Source organism: Amycolatopsis sp. NPDC034160, assembly GCF_055575355.1.
On the sequence record NZ_JBVISU010000001.1, the window covers coordinates 532,406 to 547,060 of the forward strand.

Consider the following 14,655-nt stretch of genomic DNA (forward strand, 5'->3'; position numbering starts at 1 on the left):
AACGCGGTGGGGAGTCGGGCTCACTCCACGAAGCGCGACCAGAACTCGATCTGACGCGGCCCGCCCGGCGGCGGTGGGCCCAGCGGCTGGTCGCAGAAATCGTGCCGTAGGTATCCCCGCAGGTCGTAGCCGTAGTAGACGATGTCGGTCTGATACACCGACAGCACCGGGTAACCCGAGCTGCCGGCTATCCCGGGTAGATACCGATGCCCGCAGACTGGCACCAGTTGCGGCACTCGCGCGAGGTGTTCGCGGGCCCGCGCCAGTGCGTCGGCGAGGTCGATCGGCCGCATGCCCCAGTCGGGCAGCCAGAAGCCGTTGTGCTCGATGTCGTAGAGCACCCCGTCGACCGGCCAATCCAGCCGTTTTCGCAGCTGTGCGGGGTTGCCGCAGCGCCAGTCCGGCCAACGGTCGCCGATCGGCACCCCGGCGGCGAGGAAGGTCCGGTGATCAGCGGCGAACCGGAAGCCGAAACGGACTTCGACGTCGTCGAGCTCGGCCTCGCTCAACCCGGGGCGCACGGGTTCGGCCAAGCTCGCCTGGAGGTCGTGTGCCTCCTCTAGGGTGAAGGCGGGCTCAACTGTGGACATGTGTTCGAGCCTAAGTCGCGCGACGCGGTGACGCCTTCTCTTTTACCGCCGCTCACATGTCGGCCCTCATCACCCACATGAGCCTCCTCCCTCGGGGTGAGCTCGCCCTCTCAACGCCTGGACCTCGGAACAGAGCGACTGCCGGTGTAGTTCACTCATGGCGTGACTTCTCCACGAACGCAGTCCCGCGTGCGGGCGCCCGAGCTCGCCGGTGACGTCTGGCTCAACACCGGCGGCGAGCGGCTCACGCTCGCCGGGCTGCGCGGCCGCGTCGTCCTGCTGGACTTCTGGACCAGCGGCTGCGTCAACTGCTTGCACGTGCTGGACGAACTGCGCCCACTGGAGGCCGAGTTCGCCGACGTCCTGGTGACCATCGGCGTGCATTCCCCCAAGTTCCTGCACGAGGGTGAGGCGGCCGCGATCGAAGCGGCGGTGCGGCGCTACGAGGTGCACCACCCGGTGCTCAACGATCCGCAGATGACCACCTGGTCGCAGTACGCGGTCAAGGCTTGGCCAACGCTGGTCGTCGTGGACCCCGAGGGCTATGTCGTGCACGTCGCCGCCGGAGAGGGCCACGCCGAGGCGCTACGCCGCGTGATCGCCGACCTCGTCGCGACGCACGAGGCCAAGGGCACGTTGCGCCGCGGCGGCAGCCCGTACGTCCCGGCCGAGGAGCAGCGCACCGAGTTGCGTTTCCCGAGCAAGGCCGTCACCACCGCCGAAGGCCGGATCCTGGTCGCCGACACGGGCAACCATTCCATCGTCGAGTTCGCCTCCGACGGTGAGACGATCATCCGCCGCTTCGGCAGCGGCGCCCGCGGCGCGCAGGACGGGCCGTTCGACCTGGCGAGCTTCACCGAGCCGTCCGGGATCACGCTCTTGCCGTACGAGGTCGCGGAGCGCGCGGGCTACCACGCCGTCGTCGCCGACACGGCCGGTCACCGGCTGCGCGGGATCGACCTGATCACCGGCGAGGTCAGCACGGTCGCCGGCACCGGCCGCCAGTGGCGCGACGGCGTCGACACCGGCGAGGCGCTCGCCATCGACCTCACCAGCCCGTGGGACGTCGCCTGGTGGGGCCCCGCGGGCGGCGTCGTGGTCGCCATGGCGGGCAACCACACGCTGAGCGTCTTTGAGCCGGTCTCGGGCACCATCCGCCGCTTCGCCGGTACGACGGTCGAGGGCCTGAAGGACGGCGACGTCCACGAAGCCTTCTTCGCGCAGACGTCCGGTCTCACGCCCGACGGCCAGCGGCTGTGGCTCGCGGACGCCGAGACGTCGGCGCTGCGCTGGATCCAGCCCGAGGACGAGACGTTCACCGTGCACACCGCGGTCGGCGTCGACCTGTTCTCCTTCGGCCACGTCGACGGCCCCGCCGACCAGGCACTCCTGCAGCATCCGCTCGGCCTCGCCGTGCTGCCCGGGGACACCATCGCGATCGCCGACACCTACAACGGCGCGATCCGCCGGTACGACCCGCTCACCCGCCGGGTGACGACGCTCGCGACCGGTCTCGCCGAGCCACAAGGCCTCCTGGTGCACGACGGCTCGCTGCTGGTCGTCGAGTCGGCCGGTAGCCGGATCGGACCCGTGCCGCTCGGCGAGCAGGCCATCACCGGGGACGCGCACGCGGTCCGCCGTCCGCCGACCGTGCTGGCGCCGGGTGAGCTGGAGTTCTCGGTCGTGTTCACCCCGCCGCCCGGCGAGAAGCTCGACGACCGCTACGGCCCGTCGACGCGGCTGGAGATCAGTGCGTCGCCGCCGGAGTTGCTCGCCGACGGCGCCGGCGTGGGTACCGACCTGTTCCGCAAGCTCCGCTTCGCCGAAGGGGTCACCGAAGGCGTTTTGCAGATCGTGGCGCAGGCCGCGAGCTGCGACGACGGTGGCGAACATCCCGCCTGCCGCATCACCCGGCAGGACTGGGGTGTGCCCGTGCGGTTCGAAAACGGCGGAGAAAGCGCGCTGAGCCTGGTCATGGCCGGGGATCCGGGTAAGTAGAGTCGTCTTCGTGTCAGATGGGCCGAAACTCGAGATTCAGATGCTGCAGGACCGGGTGCTCGTGAAGCTGTCCCCCGAGGACGGAGAGCGCCGGAGTTCCGGTGGGATCGTCATTCCCGCCACCGCGCAGGTCGCGCGGCGGCTCGCGTGGGGTGATGTACTGGGCGTGGGAAACAGCGTACGGAACGTCAAGACCGGCGACCGGGTGCTGTTCAACCCGGAAGACCAGCACGAGGTCGAGATCCAGGGCGAGGGGCACCTGGTGATGCGGGAGCGTGACATCCACGCGGTGGCGACCGAGCGGACGGAGCACGGTACGGGGTTGTATCTGTAACTCCGTCGCGGGAGGGGTGGTAAGAGTTGGCGCGCGATGAGCACGACGAACCGGGCACCGACCTGTTCACCGACGATCTCCTTCCCGCCGCCGAGACCGATGAAGACCTGGTAGACGAGCTCTTCGAGGGCGACAGGGTGGTGCATCCGCCGCTGACGCCCGCCTCGAAGTTCCGGAAGGCCGTCGGCAAGGCCTTCATGGTCGCTGGGGTGCTCATGGGCCTGTTCGTGCTCGCGTACGCGGCGGACCTGATCTCCAGCGCCGGGGACGTCCCGCGTGGTGTCACCGTCGCGGGGATCGACGTCGGCGGTCTCACGCACAAGGAGGCCGAGTCGAAGCTTCGCCGTGAGCTGGAGCCGAGGCTGATCGAGCCGGTGCCCATCCGCGCGGGGGACGTCCGCACGGTGCTGTACCCCACGTCGTCCGGTCTCGGTCTCGACTGGCCGCAGACGCTGGGGCGCGCCGGGCATCAGCCGTTGAGCCCGTACACGCGTCTGATGTCGTTCTTCACCAGCCGTGAGGTCGGCGTCGTGACGTGGACCGACGCGCCGAAACTGGAAAAGGCCGTTTCCGATCTCGCCGCCGCGAAACTGAACCGTCCGCCGGTCGAAGGGAACATCACCTTCCAGCCCATCGCGGGCAGTGACGGCGGTGTCCTCCCGGTCGCGGTCGAACCACGGGCGGGACAGAGCCTCGCCGACGTCAAGACGGCGGTCACCGCGGTCACCGACGGCTGGCTGAGCGACGGCGGTGTCGAGCTGAAGGTGAACGTCGCGCCGGTGAAGGCGAATTCGGCGGGCGTGCACGCGGCGCTCGGCAAGGTCGTCGTCCCTGCCGTGGCGAAGCCGCTGGTGATCCGCGGCGAGGGCAAGGACGCGACGCTGAAACCGGAGACGATCGCGGCTTCCTTCCAGTTCGCCCCGCGCGACGACGGCAATCTCGAAGTCCGTATCGACCAGGGAAAGCTGCGGGCGGTGGCGCAGCCGCAGCTGAAGGCGACCGAAACCGACGGGGCGGACGCGCAGATCGTCTTCGTCGGCGACCGGCCGGCGGTCCAGCCGTCGAAGGACGCGCGGAAGGTCAACTGGGACCGCACGTTCGCCGCGCTGACCTCGGTGCTCACGAGGAGCGAAGAGCGGGAGTTGACGGCGGTGTACGACGCCAGCAGCCCGGCCGTCAGCACCGACGCGGCGAACGTCCTCGGCATCAACGAGGTCATCGGCGAATTCACCACGTCGGGACTGAGCGGACCGGCGATGACGAACGTGCAGGCGCTGGCCACGCGCGTGTCCGGCACCATCGTGAAGCCGAACGAGACGTTCAGCCTCGGCGCCCGGTCCGGGCCGAGAACGGCGGACGCGGGCTATGTCCCCGCCCCGGTCACCGAGGACGGCACCGGTCCGGTCGTGGTCGGCGGCGGTGTCTCGCAGCTCGCGACGACGCTCTACAACGCCGCGTATCTGGCGGGGCTGGCCGACGGCGGGCATCTGGAGCACGATCACTATCTCGACCGCTATCCGGTCGCGCGTGACGTGAAAGCCGTGAACAACGACGGCTCGCCGGTCGAAATGCAGGTCGTCAACGACGCCCCGACCGGCATCGCCATCCAGGCCATCCCCGCCAACGGCTCGGTGACCGTGCGGATCTGGGGCACCAAACGGTTTTCGGTACAGAGTACCGGCGGCGAACGGCACTCCTACGTGCCACAGCCGGTGCAGGTCGGCTCGGGCCCCGGCTGTGTGCCGGACCCCGGCGCCGCCGGCTTCAGCACCTCTGACACCCGCGTGCTGATCGACGTCGTCTCCGGTACCGAGGTCCGCCGCGAGACCCGCAACGCGACCTACTCGCCGCGCCCGACGGTCATCTGCGCCTGAGCGTCATCGCAGCACCATGCAACCGCGGGCTTCGAAGTCCGCGAGCCACGAAGGCTCTCGGAAGTCCTTGTTCCACCGAAGATGCAGTTTGTCCAATTTGGACAGCCGGGCCAACGAGGACGGCAGTGAGGTGAGCTGGTTCTCGCGCAGATCCAGCTGACGCAATTCGCTCAGCTCGCCGACGGTAGGCGGCAACGACGTCAGCCGGTTCTTCCGCAGATGCAGTTCACGTAACGAAGAAAGCGTCCCGATCGACTCCGGCAACGCCGTCAAACCGTTGCCGTACAAGCGCAGCTCCCGCAAGGACGTCAGGCCGGACAGATCTTCCGGCAGGGTGGGGATGCGGTTGTCCGTACAGCCCAGGTATTTCAGCCGCCCGAGTGAGCACAGTGCGGCGGGGAACTCGGTCAACCGGTTGTCGCTCAGGTAAAGGTATTCCGTCAACCCCGAAAGGTCCCCGAGCTCGTCCGGCACGGTCGAAAGCTCGTTGTGCCCCAGATCCAGCGTGTGCAGCTGTCGCAGGGCGCCGATCGAAGGCGAGATGGCCGTCAGCCGGTTGGTGGCCAGATTCAGCACTCGCAGCCCGGAAAGCGACCACAGTTCCTCGGGGATCGAGGTCAGCTGGTTGTCGTACAGGTCCAGGTATTCGAGCGATTCCGGGAGGGGAAGGCCGCGCAGGGAGGTCAGCCCCTGGCCACTGAGTTCGAGTCGAGTGGTCACAGGGGCCGACCCTAACCCCGGTCAGGTGACGGCGCGGTGTCCGCCGCCCTTGACCTTCGCGTAGATGGCGGCCGCGGCGATGACGCCGACGACGGCCGCGCCGACCTGGAAGGCGTGCCGGATCCAGTCGATGCCCGCGGTGTCACGGACACCGAACACCCCGGCCAGCCAGTTGCCGATGAAAGCGGCGATGATGCCGACCACGATCGTCAGCCACATCGGGATCTTCTGATCGCCGGACGCCAGCATCCGGCCGATGACACCGAGGATCAGACCGACCACGATCGTGGTGATGATGCCCCAAAGGCCACCCAACATGGTTTCCTCCTTCGCTGGAGATCGATGAGCCCCACGGTGGCACCGATCCGGGCTCATCGCGCCTCAAGACCCCTTACCGGGTGACACCCCGGCGTCCGTAAAGGTTCGCGGCCAGGGCGACACCGACGGCCGCGACCACGATCTGGGTGATGAGTTCGAGCCAGTCGAAGCCGTTGGTGTCCGCGTAGCCGAGCCCGCGGGCGATCCAGGTACCGATGAAGGCGGCGGCGATACCGACGATGATCGTCAGCCAGATGGGGATGGACTGCTTGCCGGGGGCGAAGAACCTGCCGAGCACCCCGAGGATCAAACCGACCACGATCGCCGTGATGATGCCGGTGACTGTCATTGAGACTCCTTTGCCGAGGTCTCCGCCGGGAGGCGGACTCAGCACGGAGATGCCCGCCGAAAACCCCCTCGAAACCAGAAGAACCCCCTCCGCTCGGGAGGGGGTTCTTCCGGTGTCCGAATGGCCTAGAACGCTGCTTCGGAGATCTCCATGAGGCTGTTGTCCGCGGCCTCGACGATCGCGCGGCGCGCGGTCAGTTCCGGCAGCACGCTCTTCGCGAAGAACGACGCCACGGCGATCTTGCCCTCGTAGAACGGGGTGTCCTTCGCGGACGCGCCCGCGTCGAGCTTGGCGATGGCGACCTCGGCGTGCTTGATGAGCTGCCAGCCGATGAGCAGGTCGCCGACCGACATCAGCAGGCGGACCGTGTGCTGGCCGACCTTGTTGATGTTCTGCGGGTCCTCCTGCGACGAGGTCAGGTAGCCGATCAGCGAGCCGAGCATGCCCTGGGTGTCCTCGAGGGCCTGCTTGAGGAGACCGCGTTCGTTCTTGAGCCGCCCGTTGCCGACCTCCGACTCGACGGTCTTCGTGATCTCCCCGGCGACGTAGGCCAGCGAAGCGCCCTTGTCGCGGACGATCTTGCGGAAGAAGAAGTCCAGCGACTGGATGGCCGTGGTGCCTTCGTACAGCGAGTCGATCTTCGCGTCACGGATGTACTGCTCGATCGGGTAGTCCTGCAGGAAGCCGGACCCGCCGAGGGTCTGCAGCGACTGCACGAGCTGCTCGGTCGCGCGCTCCGAGCCGACCCCCTTGACGATCGGCAGCAGCAGGTCGTTGACGCCATGCGCGACCTTCTGCGAAGCCTCGTCGCCCTCGCCGGTCCACACCTGGTCCTGGAAGGACGCCGTGTAGAGGTAAACCGCGCGCAGACCCTCGGCGTACGCCTTCTGCAGCATCAGCGAGCGGCGGACGTCCGGGTGGTTGGTGATCGTGACGCGCGGCGCGGTCTTGTTCAGCATGTTCGGCAGGTCGGCGCCCTGGACGCGCTCCTTGGCGTACTCGAGCGCGTTGAGGTAACCGGTCGACAGCGTCGCGATGGCCTTGGTGCCGACCATCATGCGGGCGTACTCGATGACCTGGAACATCTGCGCGATGCCGTCGTGCACCTCGCCGAGCAGCCAGCCCTTGGCGGGGGTGCCGTGCTGGCCGAAGGTCAGCTCGCAGGTGGTGGAGGCCTTGATGCCCATCTTGTGCTCGACGTTGGTCACGAAGGCGCCGTTGCGCTCGCCCAGCTCACCGGTCTTGCCGTCGAAGTGGAACTTCGGCACGAGGAACAGCGACAGGCCCTTGGTGCCGGGCCTGGTCTCGATGCCGGGGCCCTCGGGACGGGCCAGCACCAGGTGCATGATGTTCTCGACCATGTCGTTCTCGGCCGAGGTGATGAACCGCTTCACGCCGTCGATGTGCCAGGAGCCGTCCTCCTGCTTGACGGCCTTGGTGCGGCCGGCGCCCACGTCGGAACCGGCGTCGGGCTCGGTGAGCACCATCGTCGCGCCCCAGCCGCGATCGATCATGATCTGCGCCCACTGCTTCTGCTCTTCGGTGCCGTTCTTGTCGACGATCCCGGCGAAGCTCGGACCCGCCATGTACATGAACAGCGGCGCGTTGGCGCCGAGGATCAGCTCGGCGGCGGCCCACTGCACGGTCGGGGGCAGGCCGAAGCCGCCCAGCTCGTTCGGCAGGCCCAGCCGCCACCACTCGCCGTCCATCAGCGCCTTGTAGCTCTTCTTGAACGACTCGGGGATCTTCACCGAGAAGGTCTTCGGGTCGTACACCGGCGGGTTGCGGTCCGCGTCGGCGTACGAATCGGCGAGGGGACCGGAAGCGAGCTTGTTCAGCTCGGTCAGCACGCCCCGCGCGGTCTCCTCGTCGGATTCGGCGAGGACGCCTTTACCGAGGCGGTCCTGCACGCCGAGTACCTCGAAGAGGTTGAACTCCAGGTCTCGGACGTTGCTCTTGTAGTGGCCCATTTCGTCACTCCAATGTGTTCGGCTCCCCGGCCGGGCACACGTCCCCTACTCGCCGGTAACTTCAGGATATTACCTGTCGGTAACCGCGGCAAGTGAATGGCCACTGTTGTGATGTGTAAATCAGCAATACGGGGGGTCTCACCGGGGTGACGGCGCGATTGTGGTGGCCGGCGTCGTCTCTGGCGGGGTGTGCGCGTCGTCCGGGGTCGCGATCAGGATGCCGGAGCGGAACGCGATGGTGACCGCGTGTGTCCGGTCGCGGGCCGAAAGCTTGCGCAGGATGCTCTTGACGTGGGTCCGCACCGTTTCCACGGAGAGGAACAGGATCTTCGCGATCCCGGAGTTCTCCAGCCCCTCGGCGACCAGCTGCAGGACCTGGTACTCGCGTCGGGACAGTGGCATCAGGCCGCGGGCGGCCGCCGGTTTGGGGGCCTCGCCGTCCTTGGGGAGCACCGGCTGACGCTTCGGCCTCGCCGTCAGCGCGGCCAGCGTGGGGTCGATGTAGCGACGGTCACTGTGCGCACGCCGGATCGCCTCGGTCAGATGACGGCCGTCGGTCGCGCGCGGCACGATCGCGTGCACCCCGGCCGCGATCGCCGCGGCGAGGTACTGCTGCGTGCGGTTGGTGTCCCTGACCAGCGTGATGATGACCAGCGCCGGGTCGCCGCCGCTGAGCAGCCTGGACAGGTGACAGTTCGGGTCGAGCGCCGAGTCCAGCACGATGACGTCCGGTTTCAGCTGCTCACACAGCTGCAGCGCCGCGTGGTGGCTGCCGGCGTGCCCGAGCCACTGCAGCCCCGGCGTGCGGTGCACCAGCGAGCTCAGGCCCTCGCAGAAGATCGGGATCGGATCGACCGCGGCCACGCCGAGGCCTCGCCCGCCTGGTGGTGATCCGCCGGGCCTTCCGGCCGGCGTTCGGTTCGGCTCGATGCCTCGCATCACGGACCCCTCCGTTTTCCTGCCCGTCATCTCCGGACGAGAGGACATGAAGTCCATTCGGCGCCCACGGCCCCCCGGCGTGGTCGCCCTCGACAACCGGTCCCCCCTGCGGGACCGGACGGAAATAACACCTCGTAACTATTACGAGTCAGTGGGTCCGGGGACGTGACGCGGTATCCCCCTCATAGATGTATCCCATCGTCGCAGCAAACTCTGGGTATTCCCTGGTCGTGGATCTCTGGCTCGATTGTGCGCGCCGACGGTAATTTTTCGCGAAATAACTACTCAGAGTGGACTTGAGTTCGGAGGCGACCGAACTCGTCCCCGAGCGCCGCAGGTGTCCAATGCGCGTTCAGCCCGCTCGGATTCGGCAGTACCCAGACCCGCGCTCCGCCGATCTCGACGTCTTGCGGACCGACCTTCGCCTTCGGCAGGCCGAACGCGCTCCGGAAGGCCGTGATCCCGACCACGGCGAGCCAGCGCGGCCGGTACTCGGCGACCCTGGCCGTCAGCAGCCGTCCGCCCTCGCGGAATTCTTCCGGGGAAAGCTCGTCGGCGCGCGCCGTCGTCCGTGCGACGACGTTGGTGATGCCCAGCCCGTAACCGAGCAGTTCCTCCTGCTCGCTGGGGTCGAGCTGACGTGGCGTGAAGCCGCCACGGTGCAGCACGGGCCAGAACCGGTTCCCCGGCCTGGCGAAGTGCAGGCCGAGCGCGCCGGAGTAGAGGCCCGGGTTGATCCCGCAGAACAGTACATCCAGGCCGGGCGCGATGACGTCGGCGATGGTCTTGCCGTACGCGGCGGCCAGCTGGTCCTTGGTCGGTCGTGTCCTCACCGCACCAGTTTCCCCGGTCCTCTCGCGTGACCGCCGACACGATCCGTCGTCGCAAGGGGTGGCCAAGTCACCACGACATGCGTACTGTTTGTGATCTCGCACACAAGGCTGTCTTCGAGGAGGGGTTTTGCAGCTCTCGCTCATCCTCGGCTTGGTCGCGTTGATCTTCGTGGTCGCCACCTTGCTGGTGGTCCTGGAAGACCGGCGGGCCGCGCGGCGCGCGGCCCAGCGGCGGCAGGCGAGACTAGCGAGCCTGGGCGAGGTCGATCCACTCGCGGCGCAGCGGCTGCATCTCGACCGTTGACGGCACGGGCGTCCGCACGAGGCTGAGCAGCAGGGCTCCGGCGATCCAGCCGAGCATCGCGCCGCCGGTGTTGTTGAGCAGGTCGTCGACGTCGAAGATCCGGTAGACGTAGGGCGCGGTGCCGAAGTTCGCGGTCAGCTGGGTGAGCTCGATCAGCAGCGACGCGGTGAAGCCGATCAGCGTGGTGCCGATGAGGCCGCGCTTCCAGAGTGTCCTGGCGAAGAAGCCGAGCGGGACGAACAGCAGCACGTTCATGGTGGCCTGCTGGAAGGTCTGGGTGGTGAACCAGTCGGCGGCAGACAGCCCGTGCTTCAGCAGTTCGGTGTGGATGTCGGCGACCCATTGGAACGGGTGCGACTGGATGGTCTGGCTCGGCCGTCCGGCGCCGGGACCAGGCAGCGGCAGGAAGGTCACCGCGAGGGTCATGGTCGTGTAGAGCAGCACGGCGGCCATGGTCAGGACGGGACGAAGACGCACTTGGCCGTGCCTGGCGTGCAGGATGATCAGCTGCGGGATCAGCAGCGTCGCCCACAGCGCGAAGAAGCCGATCAAGCCGTACTGCAGGGCAGTGACCTGTGCGTTCGTCATGACACCGACGTTATGGATCTCGAGGGGGCCGCCACTTCGGTCGAAGGGTCGCGGTGGCCGCGACCGGATCGGCCGAGTGGCCGACCTCGATCTTGGCCGATCGGCGATATTCGCTCCCCGCTACGACGACGGCCGTGGGATTCTGCCCGGATGCTGCTCGTTCGACGGCTGACCGCCGGAGACCTCGACCTCTTCCGTGAGATCCGCCTGCGTGCCCTCATGGACACCCCCGAGAACTACGGCTCGATCGCCGAGGCCGAACGGGCACAGTCCGACGAAGAGTGGCTCGCGAGACTCGCCGGGGACGCCTGGTTCGTCGCCTTCGACGACGGTCGCCCGGTCGGCCTGGTCGCCGGGCGAGCCCGCGACGGAAGCTGGATCCTCTATTCGATGTGGGTCGCGCCCGAAGCGCGAGGCCGGGGTCTTGGCACGCGGCTGATGGGTGAGGTGAGGTCGGCGGCCGAGGTCGATGGCGCGCGTGAGGTGTGGCTGCACGTCGCGGAGGACAACGACCGGGCGCGTCGGCTGTATTTGAAACTCGGGTTCATCGCGTCCGGGGAGCTGGAGCCGATGCCGAACGACGTCACACGGCGGCGGGAACGTCTTTATTTACCTGTTACCGCTTGACCTCACGGAATGGACAACGTCGTCTTCGACCGCGCCGGCCAAGGCGAGCCGCTGGTGCTCATCGACGGGGTCGGCCATCGGCGTCGGGTCGAGATGTTCGGGAGCTTCTTCCAGCGCCTCGGCCTCGGCAAGTGACCATCGCATGGGCACAGCGCGACCGCATCCTCGCCCGCCCGAAGGCCGCCGAGTTGCGCCGGATCGCGCCCAAGGCCGAGTTGCTGGTCCTTCCCGGCGGCGGGCACGTGCCGATGAGCGACGAGCCGGAGCTGGTGACGCGGGTGCTGTTGAACGGTCCCCGCGACAGGTGACGTTTGCTTATCGTCCTGCTTTCGTCTCTGGTGATCGTCAAGTTCGCAAGGCAAACTCCTCCGCCGTGCGCCCGTTGGGGACTCGGGGCGCGAATCGGAGGAAGAATGAAGCTCGCTACCCGGCTGGCCGTCATCAGCGCTGCCGTGTTGACCGCGCTGGGCACCGTCGCCGCGCCCGCGTCCGCCGCGTCGGCGACCACCGACGTCCGGATCGTCACGTTCAACGACCTGCACGGCAACCTCGAACCGCCGTCCGGTTCGAGTGGCCGCGTCACGCTGCCCGGCGGCGGGACGGTCAACGCGGGCGGTGCCGCCTACCTCGCGACGCACCTGAAGCGGCTGCGCGGCGAAGTAGCCAACTCCGTCGTGCTTTCGGCCGGTGACAGCATCGGCGCGTCGCCGGTGATCTCGGCGCTGTTCCACGACGAGCCGACCGTCGAACTGCTGAACCTGCTCGGGGTCGAGGCTTCCGTGGTGGGCAACCACGAATTCGACGAAGGTCTCAAGGAACTCCGCCGGATGCAGCACGGCGGCTGTCATCCGACCGACGGCTGCCAGTTCCGGAATTCCTTCAAGGGTGCGAACTTCCCGTTCCTCGGGTCCAATGTGTACTACGAGAACGGCCTCCCCGCCTTGCTGCCGTTCAGCATCGAGTTCTCCGGTGGGGTCCCGATCGGTGTCATCGGTGCGACGCTGAAGGATCTGCCGCAGGTCGTCACGCCGGAGGCGATCAAGGGCATCAAGTTCGGCGAAGAGGTCCAGGCGATCGACCGCACCGCGAAACTGCTCGACCTGTTCGGCGTCAAGGCACAGGTCGTCCTGCTGCACCAAGGCGACAACTCCGAGACCGCCGGTCCGGACGAATGCAAGGTCAAGCCGGGCGCCGCCACCGAGATCGCGCGGAGGGTGACGGCCAAGGTGGACGCCATCTTCACCGGGCACAGCCACCAGCAGTACAACTGCTCGATCGCCGATCCCGACGGCGGGCCGCGTCCGGTGATCCAGGGCGCGTCCTTCGGTCGTCTCCTGTCGGTCGTCGACCTGAAGATCGACCGCCGGACCCGTGACGTCGTGCGCGGCGAGACCAAGGCGCACAACGAGATCGTCACCCGCGACGTCGCGCCGGATACCGACGTGCAGAAGCTGATCGACGAGGCCAAGACCAAGGCCGCACCGATCGCGAACAAGGCCGTCGGCACCATCACCGCGGACCTGGTCGCCAAGGGCGCGCCCTCCGGCGAGTCCACGCTCGGTGACGTCATCGCGGACGCCCAGCTCGAAGCCACGCGGTCGAACGGCGCGCAGATCGCCATGACGAACCCGGGCGGCATCCGCACGGACTTCACCTACTTGTCCTCGCCCGCCGGCGAAGGTGACGGCGTCGTGACCTACGGCGAGGCGTTCGCCGTGCAGCCCTTCGCGAACATCATGCAGACGATCACGCTCACCGGGGCGAACCTGAAGAGTGTCCTCGAACAGCAGTGGCAGGCGAACGGCGTCGTGCGGATTCTGCAGATTTCGAAGTCGCTGAACTACTCGTACTCGGCGTCGGCGCCCGCCGGTGCGCGCGTGTCGAACCTGACGCTCGACGGCACGCCGATCGACCCGGCGGCGTCGTACCGCGTCTCGGTGAACAACTTCCTCGCCGCCGGCGGGGACGGCTTCACCGAGTTCACCAAGGGGACCGATCTTTCGGGTGGTCCGGTGGACCTGGACGCGCTCATCGCGTACTTCGCGGCGCACCCGGGCATCGCCCCGCCCGCCGCGGACCGGATCACCGTCCTGCCGTAACCGCTCTCCGCGCGTGAGATGAAGGGGCCTTTCCTTGCGAAATTTGCGAGGAGAGGCCCCTTCATTGCGTCCGATGCGGACATTCGGGGGGTGGTTTTGTCAGTGACCGAGGGCACAATGACCGCCATGACGACCTGGGAAGAAGTCGTGGCGCTGGCAGCCAGGCTGCCGGAGGTCGAGGAGTCCACGTCGTATCGCACGCCGTCGCTCAAGGTCGCGGGCAAGAGCTTCGCCCGGCTCCGCACCGAGGCCGAGGGCGGGCTGATGTTGCTGTGCGAGCACGCGGAGAAGGAGGCCCTGCTGGCCACCGGCGACCCCGCGTACTTCACCACACCGCATTACGACGGCTACGGCGCGATCCTCGTCGACCTGGAGAAGATCGACAAAGCACAGTTGCGCGAGCTCGTCGAGGAGGCCTGGCGGATGAAGGCACCCGCCAGGCTCACGAAAGGACTGGAGGACTAGCGGAGCTCCCCTTCGAGCAGGCTCATCAGGTACTCGTCGTGCCACTGGCCGTCCGGGCCGCGGAACGACTGCCGATGCCTGCCGTCCACCTGGAACCCGAGTTTCTTGTAGACGTGGATCGCGGCCTCGTTGTCGACGACGACCCACAGCGCGATCATGTGCAGTCGCATCACGTCGAAGCCGTAGCGGCAGAGCGTGCGCATGGCGTCGGTGCCGTAGCCGCCGCCCCAGTGGTCCTTCTCGCCGAGATAGATGTCGAGTTCGGCGCGGCCCTGTTCCGGCGTGGCGTCGCGCAGCGTGCAGGTGCCGATCAACGTGCCGACGGCGAGGCTCTCGATGGCGAAGTCCGCCTGCTCGTAGCTGTTCGGCTTCCGCTTGGCGAACCGCTCGCGGATCTGGGCGAGCGATTCCGGATGGTCCGCGGGAAGCCAGCGCGTGACTTCCGGGTCGTTGTGCCAACGCCAGAGCGTGTCGGCGTCCTCAGGCTCCAGCGGCCGCAGGCGGATCAGTTCACCGGTCAGCATCGTCCCATCCCAAGATCGGTTTCGGACTTTCGAGACTATTCGGCGACGCCCTCGAGTAGCCACCGCTTAACGGGGACTTCCACCGGCGTGACGTGCGGCGAACCGTCCGCCCGAAGGGTGCAC

General features: G+C 67.7%; 17 protein-coding genes. 8 read left to right on the plus strand and 9 right to left on the minus strand.

The genetic code is table 11. The features are described 5' to 3' along the window. Positions 1-20: 20 nt before the first annotated feature. Positions 21-590: a hypothetical protein gene (locus ACZ54P_RS02545; protein ID WP_465459790.1), complete on the minus strand. Its 570-nt coding sequence runs from the start codon at positions 588-590 to the stop codon at positions 21-23. A gap of 189 nt (positions 591-779) precedes the next feature. On the opposite strand from ACZ54P_RS02545, the gene ACZ54P_RS02550 reads away from it, so the two are divergent. From ACZ54P_RS02550 to ACZ54P_RS02560, 3 genes are read left to right on the plus strand one after another with little or no spacing between them, the layout of a single operon-like run. Further along, positions 780-2,588, plus strand: coding sequence for an NHL domain-containing thioredoxin family protein (locus ACZ54P_RS02550; RefSeq protein WP_465460221.1), 1,809 nt, complete (start codon positions 780-782; stop codon positions 2,586-2,588). A 40-nt stretch (positions 2,589-2,628) separates the two neighbouring features. Further along, positions 2,629-2,922 (plus strand): GroES family chaperonin, encoded by a 294-nt coding sequence (locus tag ACZ54P_RS02555; protein ID WP_061981779.1) that lies wholly within the window; start codon positions 2,629-2,631, stop codon positions 2,920-2,922. 26 nt (positions 2,923-2,948) lie between these two features. Beyond that, positions 2,949-4,796 (plus strand): VanW family protein, encoded by a 1,848-nt coding sequence (locus ACZ54P_RS02560; protein WP_465459791.1) that lies wholly within the window; start codon positions 2,949-2,951, stop codon positions 4,794-4,796. A 3-nt stretch (positions 4,797-4,799) separates the two neighbouring features. On the opposite strand, the gene ACZ54P_RS02565 is transcribed toward ACZ54P_RS02560, so the two are convergent. From ACZ54P_RS02565 to mug, 6 genes are all read right to left on the minus strand, one after another. Continuing rightward, positions 4,800-5,516: a leucine-rich repeat domain-containing protein gene (locus ACZ54P_RS02565; protein WP_465459792.1), complete on the minus strand. Its 717-nt coding sequence runs from the start codon at positions 5,514-5,516 to the stop codon at positions 4,800-4,802. A gap of 21 nt (positions 5,517-5,537) precedes the next feature. After that, complete coding sequence (locus ACZ54P_RS02570) at positions 5,538-5,834, minus strand: GlsB/YeaQ/YmgE family stress response membrane protein (protein WP_181775301.1); 297 nt, start codon at positions 5,832-5,834, stop codon at positions 5,538-5,540. Between the two features lie 73 nt (positions 5,835-5,907). Continuing rightward, complete coding sequence (locus ACZ54P_RS02575) at positions 5,908-6,183, minus strand: GlsB/YeaQ/YmgE family stress response membrane protein (RefSeq protein WP_465459793.1); 276 nt, start codon at positions 6,181-6,183, stop codon at positions 5,908-5,910. A 125-nt stretch (positions 6,184-6,308) separates the two neighbouring features. Next, positions 6,309-8,153 (minus strand): acyl-CoA dehydrogenase, encoded by a 1,845-nt coding sequence (locus tag ACZ54P_RS02580; RefSeq protein ID WP_465459794.1) that lies wholly within the window; start codon positions 8,151-8,153, stop codon positions 6,309-6,311. A 138-nt stretch (positions 8,154-8,291) separates the two neighbouring features. Next, positions 8,292-9,092 (minus strand): response regulator transcription factor, encoded by an 801-nt coding sequence (locus ACZ54P_RS02585; protein WP_465459795.1) that lies wholly within the window; start codon positions 9,090-9,092, stop codon positions 8,292-8,294. A gap of 281 nt (positions 9,093-9,373) precedes the next feature. Continuing rightward, a complete protein-coding gene (gene mug, locus ACZ54P_RS02590; RefSeq protein ID WP_465459796.1) occupies positions 9,374-9,925 on the minus strand; it encodes a G/U mismatch-specific DNA glycosylase in 552 nt (183 codons plus the stop codon). Between the two features lie 127 nt (positions 9,926-10,052). Here mug and ACZ54P_RS02595 point away from each other — a divergent pair, with 127 nt between their 5' ends. Continuing rightward, positions 10,053-10,229, plus strand: a complete 177-nt coding sequence (locus ACZ54P_RS02595; RefSeq protein ID WP_465459797.1) for a hypothetical protein — start codon at positions 10,053-10,055, stop codon at positions 10,227-10,229. Here the strand turns inward: ACZ54P_RS02595 and ACZ54P_RS02600 are convergent. Beyond that, the gene (locus ACZ54P_RS02600) at positions 10,170-10,817 is read right to left on the minus strand and encodes a VanZ family protein (RefSeq protein WP_465459798.1); all 648 of its coding nucleotides are present in this window, start codon (positions 10,815-10,817) and stop codon (positions 10,170-10,172) included. The genes ACZ54P_RS02595 and ACZ54P_RS02600 overlap by 60 nt on opposite strands. 150 nt (positions 10,818-10,967) lie before the next feature. Between ACZ54P_RS02600 and ACZ54P_RS02605 the strand changes: the two genes are divergently transcribed. The 4 genes from ACZ54P_RS02605 to ACZ54P_RS02620 all read left to right on the plus strand — a co-directional run bounded on the left by ACZ54P_RS02605 (position 10,968) and on the right by ACZ54P_RS02620 (position 14,008). Further along, positions 10,968-11,444, plus strand: a complete 477-nt coding sequence (locus tag ACZ54P_RS02605) for a GNAT family N-acetyltransferase (protein ID WP_465459799.1) — start codon at positions 10,968-10,970, stop codon at positions 11,442-11,444. Beyond that, positions 11,441-11,752 (plus strand): alpha/beta fold hydrolase, encoded by a 312-nt coding sequence (locus ACZ54P_RS02610; protein ID WP_465459800.1) that lies wholly within the window; start codon positions 11,441-11,443, stop codon positions 11,750-11,752. The genes ACZ54P_RS02605 and ACZ54P_RS02610 overlap by 4 nt, the downstream gene beginning before the upstream one ends. A gap of 105 nt (positions 11,753-11,857) precedes the next feature. After that, the gene (locus tag ACZ54P_RS02615; RefSeq protein WP_465459801.1) at positions 11,858-13,543 is read left to right on the plus strand and encodes a bifunctional metallophosphatase/5'-nucleotidase; all 1,686 of its coding nucleotides are present in this window, start codon (positions 11,858-11,860) and stop codon (positions 13,541-13,543) included. A 126-nt stretch (positions 13,544-13,669) separates the two neighbouring features. Then, positions 13,670-14,008, plus strand: a complete 339-nt coding sequence (locus tag ACZ54P_RS02620) for an MmcQ/YjbR family DNA-binding protein (RefSeq protein WP_465459802.1) — start codon at positions 13,670-13,672, stop codon at positions 14,006-14,008. Here the strand turns inward: ACZ54P_RS02620 and ACZ54P_RS02625 are convergent. Next, a complete protein-coding gene (locus ACZ54P_RS02625) occupies positions 14,005-14,532 on the minus strand; it encodes a GNAT family N-acetyltransferase (RefSeq protein ID WP_465459803.1) in 528 nt (175 codons plus the stop codon). The two genes, ACZ54P_RS02620 and ACZ54P_RS02625, sit on opposite strands and share 4 nt — an antisense overlap. Positions 14,533-14,655 lie beyond the last annotated feature (123 nt).

Bases quoted from the DNA above. Each gene is read 5' to 3' on its own strand.
- ACZ54P_RS02615 (WP_465459801.1), top strand. From the start codon at position 11,858: ATGAAGCTCGCTACCCGGCTGGCCGTCATCAGCGCTGCCGTGTTGACC.
- ACZ54P_RS02605 (WP_465459799.1), top strand. From the start codon at position 10,968: ATGCTGCTCGTTCGACGGCTGACCGCCGGAGACCTCGACCTCTTCCGT.
- ACZ54P_RS02585 (WP_465459795.1), bottom strand. From the start codon at position 9,092: ATGCGAGGCATCGAGCCGAACCGAACGCCGGCCGGAAGGCCCGGCGGA.
- ACZ54P_RS02600 (WP_465459798.1), bottom strand. From the start codon at position 10,817: ATGACGAACGCACAGGTCACTGCCCTGCAGTACGGCTTGATCGGCTTC.
- ACZ54P_RS02545 (WP_465459790.1), bottom strand. From the start codon at position 590: ATGTCCACAGTTGAGCCCGCCTTCACCCTAGAGGAGGCACACGACCTC.
- ACZ54P_RS02570 (WP_181775301.1), bottom strand. From the start codon at position 5,834: ATGTTGGGTGGCCTTTGGGGCATCATCACCACGATCGTGGTCGGTCTG.
- ACZ54P_RS02555 (WP_061981779.1), top strand. From the start codon at position 2,629: ATGCTGCAGGACCGGGTGCTCGTGAAGCTGTCCCCCGAGGACGGAGAG.
- ACZ54P_RS02625 (WP_465459803.1), bottom strand. From the start codon at position 14,532: ATGCTGACCGGTGAACTGATCCGCCTGCGGCCGCTGGAGCCTGAGGAC.
- ACZ54P_RS02580 (WP_465459794.1), bottom strand. From the start codon at position 8,153: ATGGGCCACTACAAGAGCAACGTCCGAGACCTGGAGTTCAACCTCTTC.
- ACZ54P_RS02620 (WP_465459802.1), top strand. From the start codon at position 13,670: ATGACGACCTGGGAAGAAGTCGTGGCGCTGGCAGCCAGGCTGCCGGAG.
- ACZ54P_RS02575 (WP_465459793.1), bottom strand. From the start codon at position 6,183: ATGACAGTCACCGGCATCATCACGGCGATCGTGGTCGGTTTGATCCTC.